This window comes from Parafrankia sp. FMc2 (assembly GCF_041008525.1).
Classification (GTDB): Bacteria; Actinomycetota; Actinomycetes; order Frankiales; family Frankiaceae; genus Parafrankia.
In genome coordinates, this window is record NZ_JBFLUG010000011.1 from 39,762 (window position 1) to 55,176 (window position 15,415).

At 71.8% G+C, this 15,415-nt stretch carries 15 protein-coding genes; 1 reads left to right on the forward strand and 14 read right to left on the reverse strand.

Annotated elements, in window-relative coordinates; all coding sequences use genetic code 11:
• Positions 1-8 precede the first annotated feature (8 nt).
• From AB1460_RS06520 to rpsB, 7 genes are all read right to left on the reverse strand, one after another.
• Positions 9-1,460 (reverse strand): alpha/beta hydrolase family esterase, encoded by a 1,452-nt coding sequence (locus tag AB1460_RS06520; RefSeq protein WP_368959699.1) that lies wholly within the window; start codon positions 1,458-1,460, stop codon positions 9-11.
• 2 nt (positions 1,461-1,462) lie between these two features.
• Complete coding sequence (gene rlmN / locus AB1460_RS06525) at positions 1,463-2,605, reverse strand: 23S rRNA (adenine(2503)-C(2))-methyltransferase RlmN (protein WP_368959700.1); 1,143 nt, start codon at positions 2,603-2,605, stop codon at positions 1,463-1,465.
• A gap of 128 nt (positions 2,606-2,733) precedes the next feature.
• Positions 2,734-3,939 (reverse strand): phosphatidate cytidylyltransferase, encoded by a 1,206-nt coding sequence (locus AB1460_RS06530; RefSeq protein ID WP_420497206.1) that lies wholly within the window; start codon positions 3,937-3,939, stop codon positions 2,734-2,736.
• Between the two features lie 98 nt (positions 3,940-4,037).
• Positions 4,038-4,595: a ribosome recycling factor gene (gene frr, locus AB1460_RS06535; RefSeq protein ID WP_018640632.1), complete on the reverse strand. Its 558-nt coding sequence runs from the start codon at positions 4,593-4,595 to the stop codon at positions 4,038-4,040.
• Positions 4,592-5,347 (reverse strand): UMP kinase, encoded by a 756-nt coding sequence (pyrH, locus tag AB1460_RS06540; protein WP_368959745.1) that lies wholly within the window; start codon positions 5,345-5,347, stop codon positions 4,592-4,594. The genes frr and pyrH overlap by 4 nt, the downstream gene beginning before the upstream one ends.
• Positions 5,348-5,746: 399 nt before the next feature.
• Entirely contained in the window at positions 5,747-6,361 is a 615-nt protein-coding gene (gene tsf, locus AB1460_RS06545; RefSeq protein WP_368959701.1) for a translation elongation factor Ts, read from the reverse strand.
• A 234-nt stretch (positions 6,362-6,595) separates the two neighbouring features.
• The gene (gene rpsB, locus AB1460_RS06550) at positions 6,596-7,570 is read right to left on the reverse strand and encodes a 30S ribosomal protein S2 (RefSeq protein ID WP_368959702.1); all 975 of its coding nucleotides are present in this window, start codon (positions 7,568-7,570) and stop codon (positions 6,596-6,598) included.
• Positions 7,571-8,412: 842 nt separating this feature from the next.
• Between rpsB and AB1460_RS06555 the strand changes: the two genes are divergently transcribed.
• Positions 8,413-9,024 (forward strand): M23 family metallopeptidase, encoded by a 612-nt coding sequence (locus AB1460_RS06555; protein WP_368959703.1) that lies wholly within the window; start codon positions 8,413-8,415, stop codon positions 9,022-9,024.
• Positions 9,025-9,126: 102 nt separating this feature from the next.
• On the opposite strand, the gene dprA is transcribed toward AB1460_RS06555, so the two are convergent.
• The 7 genes from dprA to rplS form a co-directional block, all read right to left on the reverse strand.
• Positions 9,127-10,356, reverse strand: a complete 1,230-nt coding sequence (dprA, locus tag AB1460_RS06560) for a DNA-processing protein DprA (RefSeq protein ID WP_368959704.1) — start codon at positions 10,354-10,356, stop codon at positions 9,127-9,129.
• Positions 10,349-11,887: a YifB family Mg chelatase-like AAA ATPase gene (locus tag AB1460_RS06565; protein ID WP_368959705.1), complete on the reverse strand. Its 1,539-nt coding sequence runs from the start codon at positions 11,885-11,887 to the stop codon at positions 10,349-10,351. Before AB1460_RS06565 ends, dprA begins: the two co-directional genes overlap by 8 nt.
• Positions 11,887-12,243 carry a YraN family protein gene (locus AB1460_RS06570; protein ID WP_368959706.1) on the reverse strand — a complete coding sequence of 119 codons (357 nt, stop codon included), beginning with the start codon at positions 12,241-12,243 and terminating at the stop codon, positions 11,887-11,889. Before AB1460_RS06570 ends, AB1460_RS06565 begins: the two co-directional genes overlap by 1 nt.
• Before the next feature lie 314 nt (positions 12,244-12,557).
• A complete protein-coding gene (locus tag AB1460_RS06575) occupies positions 12,558-12,854 on the reverse strand; it encodes a DUF2469 domain-containing protein (protein WP_018640602.1) in 297 nt (98 codons plus the stop codon).
• Positions 12,851-13,567: a ribonuclease HII gene (locus AB1460_RS06580; protein ID WP_368959707.1), complete on the reverse strand. Its 717-nt coding sequence runs from the start codon at positions 13,565-13,567 to the stop codon at positions 12,851-12,853. Before AB1460_RS06580 ends, AB1460_RS06575 begins: the two co-directional genes overlap by 4 nt.
• 11 nt (positions 13,568-13,578) lie before the next feature.
• Complete coding sequence (gene lepB / locus AB1460_RS06585) at positions 13,579-14,772, reverse strand: signal peptidase I (RefSeq protein ID WP_368959708.1); 1,194 nt, start codon at positions 14,770-14,772, stop codon at positions 13,579-13,581.
• Between the two features lie 193 nt (positions 14,773-14,965).
• Positions 14,966-15,322 (reverse strand): 50S ribosomal protein L19, encoded by a 357-nt coding sequence (gene rplS / locus AB1460_RS06590; protein ID WP_368959709.1) that lies wholly within the window; start codon positions 15,320-15,322, stop codon positions 14,966-14,968.
• Between the last annotated feature and the right edge of the window lie 93 nt (positions 15,323-15,415).

Sequence of the window (15,415 nt, forward strand, 5' to 3'; positions counted from 1 at the left end):
GCCAGCCGTCACGTATCGCCGTCGGCCCCCTGGCCTGGCGTTGTCGTACCCGCGGTCGGGGCGGGCGTGGTGGCCGGTACCACCGGCGTGGGGGACGCGCTCGCACCAGGCGTGGGCTCGGAGGTGCCTCCCGGTGGTGCCGACGGGGCCGGCGGTGCGCCGGGCGTTCCGGGCGCCGCCGAGGGCTGCGCCGGCCCGGTGGCGGTGGGCTGCGGCGCACCGCCGGATCCACCGGAGGCCCCACCGGACGATCCGCCACCCGAGCCGCTCCCGCCGCCCGTGCCACCTCCGCCGGTGATCGTCTGCCCATCGGCCGGGTGACCGGCGAAGAAGGCCATGGCCACCACGGTCGCGCTCAGGTTCGGCACGGTGCGCCCCAGCTCGGGGCGGTCCGCGGCACCAGGCCAGGTATGCCCGCCGCCCTGCATCGCCAGCACGCCGACATCCCGGCCCTGCGGGCAGGACGTCCAGGCTGTGCGGATCACGTTGGTGAAGTCCTGGGACACCTTGTGCTCACCGCCGCAGCCCAGCCCCCGGGCATAGCGGTCGGTCCGGCTCTCCACCGGCTGGGCGACCAGCCCCGCGTACGGCGCGGCACGCGGGGGGCCGCCGCCGTCCCACGGAGCGACCGGGTCCTCGGTGCCGTGCAGCTCCAGCAGACTCGCCCGGGGCGCGGGGCAGTCGTCCGGCAGCCGGCTCGACGCGACGGTGACGACCGCCGCGAACCGGTCCGGCAGCGCGCACGCGAGTCCGAGCGCCATGTCGGCGCCGTCGGAGAAGCCGCTGAGGAAGACCCGCTGGGGGTCCAGGCACATCCGGGCGGTCAGATCGTTGAGTACCGTGCCGACGAACAGGACGTCGTCCGGGCCCACCTCGGCCGAACGGGTGAAGTTCCACCGGCCGGCGGCGCCCACGGGCGAGACGACGGCGTAGCCCGCGCGGGTCCCGCCGTCCGTCATCTGGGTGTACTGCTCGAGTTCCGGCGCGGACTGGGCCTGGTCGTGCAGGTTCAGGACCAGCGGCAACGGCGAACCGGCGCCGCCGCCCTGCGGTACCGCCAGCACGTACTGCCGGTCAGCCCCGGACACCGGGATGGTCTCGGTCGTGACACCTGCCGGCAGGCTCCGGCCGGTGTCGCACCCGTTGCTCGGCGGCGGGGGCACGGTCGGCATCGCGGACGGCACCGCGGCACCCGGGCCACCGGCCTCGCCGAGCGCCGACGCCACGGGAGCGGCGGACTCCGCATCCCCGGCCGGCGACTGCGACATCGCGTACCAGAGCAGCAGCAGGAGGACGCCCACCGCCGCGGTGATCGGCAGCCAGAGCGTGTTCGCGGGCCGGGAGCCGTGCCGCAGGGCGCTGAGACCCGCCAGCCGCCCGGAGGCGGCTGCTGACCGGCCGGAGCCAGCTCCGGCCCGGCCATGGCTCCGGCGCCGACCGGCGGGGCTGCCGATGGCCACGGCTACCGTCCCGCTCGCCCGCGGGCGGGCGGCTCCGCGGCCAGCTGGCCGCAGGCGGCCGCGATCTCCCGGCCACGGGTGTCGCGGACCGTCGCCGCGACACCGCGGGCGCGCAGCCGGCCGACGAACTCCCGCTGCCCGCGGGGAGCGCTCGCCTGCCAGGACGAGCCGTCGGTCGGGTTCAGCGGAATCAGGTTCACGTGCGCGAGCTGGCCGGCCAGCAGCGCGGCCAGCGCGTCCGCCCGCTCGGCCGAGTCATTGACGCCGTCGATGAGCGCGTACTCGATGCTCACCCGTCGGCCGGTGATCCGTGCGTAGTCCCAGGCGGCGGCGAGCACCTCGGCCACCGGCCAGCGGTTGTTGATCGGGACGAGCTCGTTGCGCAGCTCGTCGTCCGGCGCGTGCAGGGACAACGCGAGGGTCACCGGCAGCCCTTCGTCGGCCAGCCGCCGGATTCCCGGCACGAGACCCACCGTGCTCACCGTCACGCTCCGGGCCGACAGGCCGAGCCCGTCCGGCGCCGGATCGACGATCCGGCGGACCGCGGCGAGCAGGGCGCTGTAGTTCGCCAGCGGCTCACCCATGCCCATGAACACCACGTTCGACAGCCTGCCGGTGCCACCGGGCAGGCCACCCCGAGCCATCGTGCGAGCCGCGTCCACCACCTGTTCGACGATCTCGGCGGTGGAGAGGTTGCGGGTGAGCCCCCCCTGGCCGGTGGCGCAGAACGGGCAGGCCATCCCGCAGCCCGCCTGGCTGGACACACAGACCGTCGCCCGCTGCGGGTAGCGCATCAGTACCGATTCGATCTTCGCGCCGTCAACGGTGCGCCACACGGTCTTGCGGGTCTGCCCGCTGTCGCAGTCAAGAGTGGTGGCGGCGGTGAGCAGCCGCGGCAGCATCGTGTCGACCAGTGTCGAGCGAACCGGCCCGGGCAGGTCCGTCATCTCCGCGGCGTCGTCGGCCCGCAGGTGGCGCGCGAAGTAGTGCCGGGCCAGCTGGTCGGCGCGGAAGGCCGGCAGGCCCAACGAGGAGGCCATCGCGCGCCGCTCGTCGCGGGAGAGGTCCGCGAGGTGGCGCGGCGGACGGGACCGTCCTGTCACCAGCGGCAGGAGGTCTCCGGATTCGGCGGTCGTGGCAGTCATCGCCCGCCCAGTGTGCCAGGCAGTCCGGCCTGACGTTGACCCGGTGATCGAGTGATCGGAATGCGGTGGGGGGCAGGCGGCGGCCTGAGTGGCGCGGCAGGGCCGCCCTGGCGCGCTGTCCGGCGGGCTCAGCCGAGGAAGGCGGTGATCAGCAGCCAGGCTACGGGCGCGGTGCACAACAGCGAGTCGAGCCGGTCCATGATCCCGCCATGGCCGGGCAGCAGGCTGCCCATGTCCTTGATCCCGATATCGCGCTTGAGGAGGGACTCCCCCAGGTCACCGACGGTCGCCGTCGCCGCGACGGCGGCGCCGAGCAGTGCTCCCTGCCAGATCTCGGCGCCCAGTGGCCAGGCCATCAGCACGGCGCCGACGATCACGCAGGCCATGACCGATCCGGCAAAACCCTCCCAGGACTTGCCCGGTGAGACTGTCGGCGCGAGCTTGTGGCGCCCGCCGGAGAGCACACCGGCCGTGTAGCCGCCGATGTCGCTGGCCACTACCGTGCCGAGGAAGGCGATGGTGCGCCAGTGCCCGTCCGGTGCGGACGTCAGCAGGGTGGCGAAGCCCGCCGGGAAGCCCACGTACGCGGACGTGAAGGCACAGGCCGCGATGTCCCGCAGCCGCGCGTCGCCACCGATGCCGCCTGGGCCACCGATGCCGCCTGGGCCACCGATGCCGCCTGGGCCACCGATGCCGGCTGGGCCGCGCGGATCAGCCGGGCGGCCGGGCGGGTCATGAATCGCGCGGACACCGATGGACACGATGGTGGTGGCGGCGAGCGCCAGCACGAGTCCGTTGGTGCCCGCGGCGTAGGCCGCTATGGGCATCGCGACCGCTCCGGCAGCCAGCGGCACCAGCGGCACGGACATCCCCGCGACGTGGAGTGCGCGAACCACCTCGTAGGTGCCGACGGCCACCGCCGTGCTGACCACGGCGACCCAGATCGGGTACAGGGTGAACAGCGGAACGAGGATCACCGCGCCCAGGGCGGCCCCGACCGCGATCGCAGCCGGGAGATCCCGACCGGCCCGGATCACCCGCCGCCCACCGTTTGACCGGCCGCCGGCCGCGGTCCCGTCCGCGCCGGAGGGCACAGCGGCCGGCAGATCGTCCCGCTCTCCCGGGACGTCGACCTGCGCCGCTTCGTCTTCCTTCCCCGGCCGACTCTCGTCCGCCACCGGGGTGCCCTCGGCCGCCGGAGAGCCGTCGCTCGAGGAAAGGTCGTCGCGCCGCCCCGGCCCACCGGCTGTCGCCGCACAGTCAACCACGGAAGCACCCTCGGACGGCACGCCAAGCGCTGGGATACTCACGGACCCGCCCATCACGTCGTCCACAGGCGACCTCCGCACCAGCCGACGCGGATCGGTCGATCCACCCACGCCGGATCGGTCGCTTCACACGGTGTCGCACGTGGACGGACGCTGCTCGCAGTTCAGACCGACAGCAGGTCCGATTCCTTCACGCGAAGAAGTTCGTCGACCTGGGCGACGTACCGGTGGGTTGCCTCGTCCAGGTCCTTCTCACCACGTCGGCCCTCGTCCTCGCCGGCCTCCCCGTCCCGGACGATCCGGTCGATGGCGTCCTTGGCGTGCCGGCGGACGTTCCGGATGCTGACCCGGGCCTCCTCCGCCTTCGTCCGGGCGACCTTCACCAGCTCGCGGCGGCGCTGCTCCGACAGCTCCGGAAAGACACAGCGGATGATCGTCCCGTCGTTGCTCGGGTTGACCCCCAGGTCGGAGTCGCGGACGGCCTTCTCCACCGCGCTCAGCGACGTCTTGTCGTAGGGGGTGATGATGACCATGCGCGGTTCGGGGATGTGGAAGGAGGCGAGCTGCTGCACCGGCGTCGGAGCGCCGTAGTAGTCCACCAGCACCTTGGAGAAGACCGCCGGGGTGATCCGCCCGGTCCGGATGTTTCCGAAGTCCTCCTTGGCGACCGAGACTGCCTTGTCCATCTTCTCCTCGGCCTCGAGGAGCGTGTCGTCGATCACCGCGTACCTTCCGTTCCGTACGTCTCGACACCGACCAGCGTGCCGATCTTCTCACCTCGGACAGCGCGGGAGATGTTTCCCTCGGTCAGAAGGTCGAAGACGACGATGGGCAGGTCGTTGTCCATGCACAGGCTGATCGCGGTCGCGTCCATGACCTTCAGGCCGCGCGCGAGGACCTCACCGTAGGTGAGAGTGTCGAACCGAACTGCGGTGGGATTGAGCGCCGGGTCGGAGTCGTACACCCCGTCGACCTTCGTCGCCTTGAGCACCGCCTGGGCCTTGACCTCCAGGGCACGCTGGGCCGCGGTGGTGTCCGTCGAGAAGAAGGGCGCTCCCAGACCGGCGCCGAAGATCACGACCCGCCCCTTCTCCAGGTGACGGATGGCACGCAGCGGCAGGTACGGTTCGGCGACCTGGCCCATGGCGATCGCCGTCTGCACCCGCGTGACGATGCCCTCGCGCTCGAGGACGTCCTGCAGGGCGAGGCAGTTGATGACGGTGCCCAGCATGCCCATGTAGTCGGCGCGCGCCCGGTCCATACCGCGCTCGGCGAGGGCCTGCCCGCGGAACATGTTCCCGGCACCGACGACGATGGCGATCTCGATGCCGGAGCGGCTCACCTGGGCGATCTGACGGGCGATCGTCGCCAGGGTGGTGGGGTCGATACCCAGCGGCTCGCCCCCGGCGAAGGCCTCTCCGGAAAGCTTGAGCAGAACTCGGGTCCATCTCGGCGTGGAGTCCGCGTGGTCCATCGGATCCACACCACCCACGGCACTGTAGGCGTCATCGGTCACAGGCGGCTCCTTCGCCGGTGGCCGGGATCAGCGGCCAGGGACGTTCATGCTGACAGCAGTCTGCCGCACGCCTCCGGCACGGCTGCCCGTGGGCCCGCGTGGCGCGTCGGCGGGCGCGGACCGTGGCCGGGCGGGCTGCCCCGGTGGGGCCGCATGCCCGCCCCGGATCCCCCGGTCCCCTGCATCGTCGGGCATCGACCTTGGCAGGGTCGATGCCCGACCGTATCGATCGCGGAAGGTGTCGGCGGAGGAAGGTGTCGATCGACGGCGGAACGGACATCGGCCGGACACCCGCGGAGGTGTTGTCCCCTCCGCCCGGTGCCCGGCCGTCTCGGTCCGCCTGCCGCGTGGGTCTGCTCAGGCCTGCCGGACGTTGAAGCGGGCGAAGCGGCCCACCTCGATCTTCTCGCCCAGCGAGGATCCGGCCTGCTCCAGCAGCGCGCGGATGGTGAGCTTCCCATCCTTGACCCAGGGCTGGTCCAGCAGGACGACGCTCTTGAGGTAACCGTTGATCCGACCCTCGACGATCTTCGGAATCGCCTTCTCGTTCTTGCCCTCTTCGTGGGCGGCGGCCTCGTAGATCTTCCGCTCGGACTCCAGAACCTCGTTCGGGACCTGGTCCGCGGTCACGTACAGCGGGTCGGCCGCAGCGATGTGCTGGGCAAGGTCACGAGCGAGCTGCTTGAAGTCCTCCGTCTTCGCGACGAAGTCCGTCTCGCAGCGCAGCTCCACGAGCACGCCCAGGGTGGGCGGGAGCTGCGGGTCGGTACGGTGCAGGTAGGACTCGACCAGGCCGTTCGCCGTGCTGCGTCCGGCGCGCTTGGCGACCTGCGCCAGCCCCTTCTCCCGCAGCCAGGACTTGGCCTTCTCGAAGTCGCCGTCGTGCTCGACGAGCGCCTTCTTGACGTCGCTCATCCCCGCGCCGGTCAGTTCCCGGAGCTTACGGATGTCGGCGGCTGTGATGTCTGCCATGGTGCTCTTCTCGTCAGTTCCGAATGCTGGCGATGGTGGGCGTGAAGTCTCGGCGTCGGGACATACGCGACGCCGCCGCGCGGCGCCTCCGGTACTGACCGCGGCCGCCGGTGAGCGGTCGGCGTCCTACCGGACGGTCGCCTTGGCCCTGCCACGAGCGCAGGCCACATGGCGGGGCCGCCACGGGCTCTCCGGGACGCCGTGAGCATCCCGGAGAACCTGAGGTCGGACGGGTCAGACCGCGGTGCCGACGGTGTCGGGCTGCGCCTGCTCCTGCTGCTCCTGGGGGGCCAACGCCTCGTCCGCCGCGGGGACGGCCGGCTCCGCCGCCGGCGCAGCGGCCTCTGGCGCCGCAGCCTCTGGCGCCGCAGCCTCGGCCGCCGGTGCGGCAGCCTCCGCCACGGGTGCGGCCGCGTCGGCCGCCGGCGCGGCATCCCCGCGCAGCAGCGCCTGCTCCCACTCCGCCAGCGGCTCGTCGCCCGTGGACTGCTCGGGCTTCGCCTCGGCGTTGCTGGACGCGCCGGCACGGGACATCAGGCCCTCGGCAACCGCGTCCGCCACGACCCGGGTCAGCAGGGCCGCGCTGCGGATGGCGTCGTCGTTACCCGGAATCGGGTAGTCGACCTCGTCCGGGTCGCAGTTGGTGTCGAGGATCGCCACGACCGGGATGCCCAGCTTGCGGGCCTCACCGACGGCGATGTGCTCCTTCTTGGTGTCGACGACCCAGACCGCGCTCGGCACACGGCTCATGTCCCGGATGCCGCCGAGCGTGCGCTCGAGCTTCGCCTTCTCCCGGGTGAGGACGAGCTGCTCCTTCTTCGTGCGCACCTCGGTGCCGCCGGTCAGCTCGATCTCCTCCAGCTCCTTGAGCCGCTGGAGCCGCTTGTAGACCGTGGAGAAGTTGGTGAGCATCCCGCCCAGCCAGCGCTCCTTGACGAAGGGCATACCGACCCGCTGGGCCTGCTCCTCGATCGCTTCCTGGGCCTGCTTCTTCGTCCCGATGAACAGGACCGTCCCACCGTGGGCGACCGTCTCCTTGACGAAGTCGTAGGCCCGGTCGATGTAGGACAGCGTCTGCTGCAGGTCGATGATGTAGATCCCGTTGCGCTCCGTGAAGATGTAGCGCTTCATCTTCGGGTTCCAGCGCTTCGTCTGGTGCCCGAAGTGAACGCCGCTCTCGAGGAGCTGCTTCATGGTGACGACGGCCATGATCCCGTCGCTCCCTTCCCGCCCGGCACGTCGACCGGGACGCCTCGGTTGTGACGGCTCCGGCGACAGCCGGAGCCCCTGACGCCTGAGCGGCCGTGGCCGCCGTGGAAGGCACGGCGGACCGAGGAGGCCCTCCCGGTCAATACCGGGAGCAGGCGTGCGAACTGAGCCCTTTGGCGGTCGAGATCGGCCGCGGCCGACACCAACCAGCGCCGGGGACCACGCGGCGCCAACCCCTGGCAGCAGAGACCCAGGAGATTGGCAACGCCGGGGTGACCCCAGCCAATGGACTCCATGTCGATGATACCCGGCCCTGCTGACGACTCCCCCGGCGGCGACCGGCACCACCCGGCCGCCGCTCCGACCGTCCCACGCCGGTCGGGGCCCCCTCGGGATCCGATCGACCCAGCTCATACCCCGATCCGGGGCAGAACGCCGGCCGCCCGGCCCGGCGCCCGGGCCCCGGTGGGGAGCCGGAGGTCCGGCGGCTCCGGGCAGCCCGGCCCGCCTCGGCCCCAGCCGGAGAACCGCCACTGAAGACCACATCCAGACACGAGCAACGCTCTTTCAATTCCAGTTATCCACATTTGGCTCCACAGATCTATTTTTGCCTCCGATGAGGGTCATTCTGGTGTGGCTGGCAGTTCAGGCCCCCGCCGGCCAGCCGGGCGGCGGTCGGATCCACACCCGAAAGGGTCCGGCCGCCGTGCCGTCATCGCTGCCGTCCACTGGCGGTGGCCGCGTCACCGGCTTGCGCATACGGGCCCGCCCGCTGACGCCGGCCTGGCCGACCCGCGACCGGACGGCGGCAGCCCCCACCGCCGATCTGGAGGCGACGCGTCATGCCACGCCGATCCCGCTGCCACCTGGCCTGGCTGGTCATCCCCGTCCTCGCGGTGCTGATCGCGGCTATCGGCCCGGGGCGCGTGCCCGTCCGGGCCCTGTCAGAAGCCGGCCCGCGTGCTCCGTCCGCTGCACCTGGCCCCTCCGCTCCGCCTGCCCCGGCGACGCCGCCCGCACCGAGCCCGCCAGGAGTCGCCGGCAGCGACGGCTGGAGGTTGCCGCTTCTGCCGCCGGTTTCGGTGGCCCGGGGCTTCCAGGCACCGGAGCATCCCTACGGCCCCGGGCATCGTGGGGTCGACCTGCGCTCGGCTGCGGGGGGCCAGGTCATTGCGGCCCGGTCCGGGGTGGTCGGGTTCGCCGGGTGGGTCGGCGATCGCTGGGTGGTGACCGTGGTCCACGATTCGCTGCGGACCACCTACGAACCCGTGCGGCCGCTGGTGCGTGAAGGCGACCCGGTCGCCGCCGGCGCGGTGATCGGGCTGCTCGACTCCGGCCACCCGGGCTGCGCCGGAGCCGCCTGCCTGCACTGGGGAGTGCTGCGGGCTGAGGAGTACCTCAACCCCCTCGGCTTCGTCCGCCGGACCCCGCCCCGGCTGCTTCCCTTCCTCTGAGGAGATACCGGTCCACGGAGAACAAGTGCTGCCCGGTCCGGTCAGGAGCTTCCTGACCGGACCGGGCAGCACGCTTCCATGACGCCGGACGACGCGGGCCTGTCAGAGCCCGGTCAGCTTCCCCTGGGCGGGGCTCGCGGCGGACTGCCTTCGGCGACTCTGCGAGGACGAGGAGCGGCCGAGCGCCGTCAACCGGTAACCGGCTCGGGTCACCTCGACCAGCCCCTCCACCGTCAGCGGGCCGAGCAGGGCCAGCACCGTGCCTGGTGGGCAACCGACGCGGCCGGCCAGTTCCGCGACACCCACGGCGGAGCGGGCCGGCATCACGTCCAGCAGCTCCAGGACAAGATCCGACAACCCGTCGCGGGCGAGGGCGGGGCCGGTCGAACGATCCGCCAGCTCGCCGATACCGCCGATCTCCTCACAGACGTCACCTGCACTCGTGACCAGTACCGTCTCCTCCCGGTGGTCCCGCAGCAGCCGGTGGCAGCCGGCGCTCATCGCGCTGGTGACCGGCCCGGGCACCGCCATGACGGTGCGACCGAGACGACGGGCGTGGCGGACGGTGTTCAACGCTCCGCTACGGAGCCCGGCCTCGACCAGCACCGTGCCGGAGCCCAGCGCGGCGATGATCCTGTTCCGGGTCAGAAAGCGCCGTCGATACGGTGGGCTCCCCGGCGGTGTCTCGCTGAGGACGAGACCGTTCGCGGCGATCTCGTCGAGCAGGTCGGCATGGGCCGCCGGATAGGGCACGTCGACACCGCCGGCGAGCACTGCGATCGTCGGGCCCGTGCCGGCCAGCGCGCCGCGATGGGCCGCCGCGTCAATGCCGAACGCCGCACCCGAGACGATCGTCCAGCCCCGCTCGGCCAGCCCCAGGCCGATCTCCTCGGCTTGGCGGATGCCGTAGTCGGTGGCTGCCCGGCAGCCGACGACCGCCACTGCCCGCGGGGCGATGTCCCCGAGGGCGGACTCTCCCCTGGCCCACAGAACGAGCGGCGCACCGACGTCAGAGCTCCCGACGCCGCTGATCCGGTCCAGGGCGTCGAGACCAGCCGGCCAGTCCGCGTCGCCCGGGCAGATCGGGCGTGCCCCGACCCGTGCGGCGGCCTCGATGTCCTGCTCCGGGTCGATGCCCGGGTGCTGCGAGCGCAGCCGCTCCCACAGCGCGACATCACCCAAGGTGCGTAGCTGAGCGTTCAGATCGGAACGGGCCTGGCCGGCGATGCGGCTGAGCCCGATCCGCGCCAGCACCCGTGGAACAGCATCTCCCCGTGCCATGGGCACCCGCGGCGTGCGCTGTTGCTCCGTCAGGTCCGTCAGATCACTCATGCCGGCCTCCGGGCAGACGGAGGTCGAGCGCCAGCCCCACCTCTTCGGCGCCAGGACGCTCCTGGCCGTTGAGATCCGCGATGGTCCAGGCGACACGGAACACCCGGTCCAACCCCCGGGCGGTGAGCAGGCCCCGCTCGAAGGCGCGGTCCGCCAGGCGGGTGGCCTCCGAACGCAGCGGCCAGCGACGCCGGAGTGAGGGGCCGGGGACCTCTGCGTTGCGACGCCATGGAGTTCCGGCGAAGCGACGTTCCATCACACACCGCGCCTGGTGGACCCGCTGGGCGGCGGCGGCCGAGGAGCCCGCCAGGTCCCGGTCGGCCCTGAGCTCGGCGCGGCTGGGTGAGGTCAGCGCGATCTGGAGGTCGATCCGGTCCAGGAGCGGCCCTGACAACCGGGCGAGGTACCGACGGCGCACGGTGCTCGGGCAGTCGCAGCGGAGATCACGAGGACCACGCGCCCGGGAGCACGGACACGGGTTCGCGGCAAGGACCAGCAGGAACCGGGCCGGGAAACGGGTCGTCGCCCGGGCCCGGGCGATCTCGACCTGGCCGCTTTCCAACGGCTGGCGCAGCGCATCCAGTGCACTGCGCCCAAATTCCGGAGCCTCGTCAAGAAAAAGCACGCCGTGATGTGCCTGGCTGGCAAGCCCTGGACGGATGACCGAGGAGCCTGAGCCGACGAGCGCGGCCGGGGTGGCGGAATGATGCGGGCTCCGGAACGGAGGCCTGGTCACCAGCGGCTCGCCCACGGGGAGGACGCCTGCGACCGAGTGCACGGCCGTGACCTCCAGCGCCGCTGCCGTGTCGAGAGCCGGCAGCAGACCGGGCAGCCGTTCGGCGATCATTGTCTTGCCGGTGCCGGGAGGACCCTGCAGATACAGGTGATGGCCGCCGGCCGCGGCCACCTCGGCCGCGAGGCGCCCCCGGGCCTGACCCGCGACGTCCGAGAGATCCAGCTCGGACGGATCAGGACGGACCGCGGGCGCCGCCTCCGGCAGGACCTGGTCGAGCCGGGGGCGGCCACGCAGCAGGTCGAGCACGCCCGCGAGGTCATGCATGGGCTCGATCACCGCGCCTGGCACCAGCGCGGCCTCCCGGGCGTTCGATGCCGGGACGACGATGCGCTCCAACCCGGCGCCGACCGCCGCGAGCACGGCCGGCAGGACACCGCGCACCGGGCGGAGCCTGCCGTCGAGAGCGAGTTCACCGATCAGGATCCGACCAGCGAGGGCCGCGCGCGGCACGGCGCCAGCCGCGCCCAGGATCGCCGCGGCCATGGCGAGATCGAACGCGCTGCCCGACTTGGGCAACGTCGCGGGGAAGAGGCCGACAGTGATCCTGCGATCCGGCCAGCGCTCGCGCGAGTTCACCACCGCGGCGCGCACGCGGTCGCGCGCCTCGTGCAGAGCCGCGTCGGGCAGGCCGATCAGTGTCAGTCCGGGCAGGCCGTTCGCCAGATCGGCCTCCACCTCGACGAGGTGCCCTTCGATACCAACCACGGCGACGGCCAGAGAACGGGCGAGCGCCATCAGAAGGCTCCCCGCAGGTGATCCACGCGCACCGCGCCCTGCTGCTCCCGACAGACCGAGAGCACGTCGAAGCGCACGATCGCGGGCGGCTGGGGATGCTCCGCCAGCCAGCGCACGGCGAGCCGCCGGATCCGGGCCGCCTTGCGGCCGGTGACCGCCTCGGGGCCGCTGCCGTACCCGGTGCCGGAGCGTGCCTTCACTTCGCAGAAGAGCAGAAGGTCGCCCTGGCGGGCGACGATGTCGATCTCGCCCTCGCGGCAGCGCCAGTTTCGGACGAGGATCTCCGCGCCCTCCGCGCTGAGATGACGGGCCGCGACGTCCTCACCGAACCTGCCGAACCGCTGACTGACCCGCATCCGAGTCTCCGTCCCACCGCGGGTCGATCGCCCGTCGGTGAGATCAGGTTGCGTGTGCTCAGGCCGCGGATGTGGCTCGGACCGCTCCCTGTGGACAACCTGTTTCCGTCCACAGCCCCCCGGTGGTTCTCGTCCCCGTGCGTGACCGCAGGCGCACGCGTGAGAATCGCGAAGGGGCAGCGCGCAGCAGCCCGCTGGCCATGGGCCGAACCGCCGACAGCGCGGGACGGACGGGACCGCGACGGGCACGACAAGGCGGAACGGAACGGAGCCCCGGCGGCCGGGTCCCCGACCTCAGTGCCAGGCCTCGGGGTTCAGAGCTCGGCTTTGGTCAGTTCCTCGACGTTGATGTCCTTGAACGTGACAACCCGAACGTTCTTCACGAAACGTGCAGGACGGAACATGTCCCAGACCCAGGCGTCCCGCAGGGTGAGTTCGAAGAAGACCTCGCCGTCCGAACTGTTGCGGACCTCGATCTGATAGTCGTTCGCCAGATAGAACCGCCGCTCGGTCTCGATCACGTACGAGAACAACCCGACCACGTCGCGGTACTCGCGGTAGAGCTGGAGCTCCATCTCGGTCTCGTACTTCTCGAGATCCTCCGCGCTCATGCGCTCTCCGTGGCGCCATGCAGGCTGGTCATACCAACTCTGTCCTCCAGCCGCAACGATCGTGTCTTTCCTGCCGGCGCCGCCTGAGCGGCGACGTTGACGTAGGACAGGCGGTGCTCCTCGCACGGCCCGTACCGCGCCAACGCGGCGTTGTGCGCCGCGGTGACGTACCCCTTGTGCTGCGCGAAATCGTACTCGGCATGCCGCTCGTGCAAACTACGCATGATCCGGTCTCTGGTCACCTTGGCCACGACCGACGCCGCGGCGATGCACCCGACAACACGGTCCCCCTTGATCACCGCCAGCGACTCCACCCCGAAGCCCGCGACTGCGAACCCGTCCGTCAGCACGTAGCCCGGCCGGACGTCGAGTGCCGCCACTGCTCGGCGCATACCCATGATGTTGGCCACATGCACACCGATCCGGTCGATGTCGGCCGCGGAGACCACAATGGTCGCCACCGCGGCGGCGCTTGCCAGGACGTCGGCGTAGACCTCCTCGCGGATGCGCTCGGTGAGCAGCTTCGAGTCGGTGAGCCGGTCGAGCAGCCGCGTCCGGCGCAGGTCGAGGACCACCGCGGCCACGACCAGCGGCCCCGCGCATGCGCCCCGGCCAGCCTCATCCACACCAGCCACCGGCCCAAGGCCGCCGCGGACCAGTGCCCGTTCGTAGCCGAAGAGGCCGGCATCGCGGCGAATCGCCGCCCCGCGCACCTGCGTCGAGATCAGGGCGAACCACCCGCGTCACGCCACGGCCACCTGTCCCGCCCACGCGTCCCGCTCCGGTCCCGCTGACCGATGCTCCGCCGGCCGATGCCCGGCCGCCCTGCGCTCGGGTGCGCCGCACCCGAGCGGCCCGAGTGCGGTCGCCACCGGCCGGTGCGGCGGCGGAGCGGAACCACGAGGGCCAGCGCGGCGAGGGGGGTCAGCAGTGCGTCCGAGGACCCGAGTGGCCCCGAGGCAGCCGGCGTGAGCTGCCCGGTAGCAGCGCCGGGCAACGCGGGAGCACCCGCCGCGGACGGCACACCGGAGAAGGTTTCCGGCACTGACAGCATCCCGAACCGGCCGAGTGGCCAGACCCGGACGAAGGCCCGGCCGATCACCTTGTCCTGCGGAACGGGGCCGTTCTGGCGGGAGTCCGAGGAACGGGAACGGTGGTCACCCATCAGCCACAGGTCGCCGTCCGGAACGGTGATCGGCCCGAAGTCGCGGAAGTCGTTCTCATAGACGTACGGCTCGTCGAGACCCTTGCCGTTCACTGTCACGCGCCCGGCGCCGTCGCAGCAGGCGACGACGTCGCCGCCCACTCCGATCACCCGCTTGATGAAGTCCTTCTCGCTCGGCGCACCGAGCCCGAGGAGCTCCTGCACGTTGCGGACGAGACGGCTGAACCCGTTACTCGGGGGCGAGACGACGACGGACTCCCGTTCGAACCCGGTGCCCTGGCCGTTGAACACAACGATCTCGCCACGGTGCACGTCACGGAAGTGGTAGACGACCTTGTTCACCAGGACCCGGTCGTCGATGAGCAGCGTCCGCTCCATCGACTCCGACGGGATCCAGAACGCCTGCACGAAGACGGTCTTGATCAGCAGCGCGAGCAGGAAGGCCACCAACACGAGGATCGGCAGCTCACGGAGGAAGGAGCCACGCCCGTGGTCCCTTCCGCCTGCCGGCCGGGAGACCCGCCGCCCCGTGGCGGCGGACGTGCCGCCGCTCTCCCCGCCGGAGTGCGATCCGGCGGAGGGCGAACCGCCTGGACGGTCGTCGGCGGCGCCGGAAACGCTGAGCACGTCCGTCTGGTCCACGGCAGGGCCCTCGGCACCGGGGAGATCACCGCGGCCGGCACCGACCGGCGCCGGAACACTCCCGGCGTGGCCGTCGAACGGCTCGGGCAAGCCGCGGTCCGATCCACTCACTGCGCCACCTCGTCAGGTCGGCCGTCGTTCGTCGTGAGACAGGCAGAGACCCGCCTGGGCCGCGACCTGACGAGATCAGCCCGCGGCCTGACCATCCTGATGCACCGCGCGCGCGGTGGAGTGGTTTCGCACCCGGCAAGTCGCCCGGTGTCCGATCCGAGGGGGACACCGGTGGACGACCCACCCGGGAAGATCAGCGGCCGACCGGCTCGCGCTTCTCCTTGATCTTGGCGGCCTTGCCGCGAAGCTGGCGCAGGTAGTAGAGCTTCGCCCGACGGACGTCACCGCGGGTCACGATCTCGATCCGCGACACGATCGGGCTGTGGAGGGGAAAGGTCCGCTCCACACCGACACCGAAGCTGACCTTGCGGACTGTGAAGGTCTCCCGAACGCCGCCTCCCTGGCGGCGAATCACCACGCCCTGGAAGACCTGGATGCGCTGGCGGTTGCCCTCGACCACGCGCACGTGGACCTTCAGGGTGTCGCCCGGCCAGAACTCCGGCACGTCCGTCCTGCGCGACTCGGCGTCGAGGCTGTCCAGGGTGTGCATGGCAGTCGCTTCCTCAGGGTTGTCACAGGCAAATACATCGAACGGGCCCAGGGCCGTGCCCGGTCAGCTACCTGGGCCCTCCGGCCACATGGC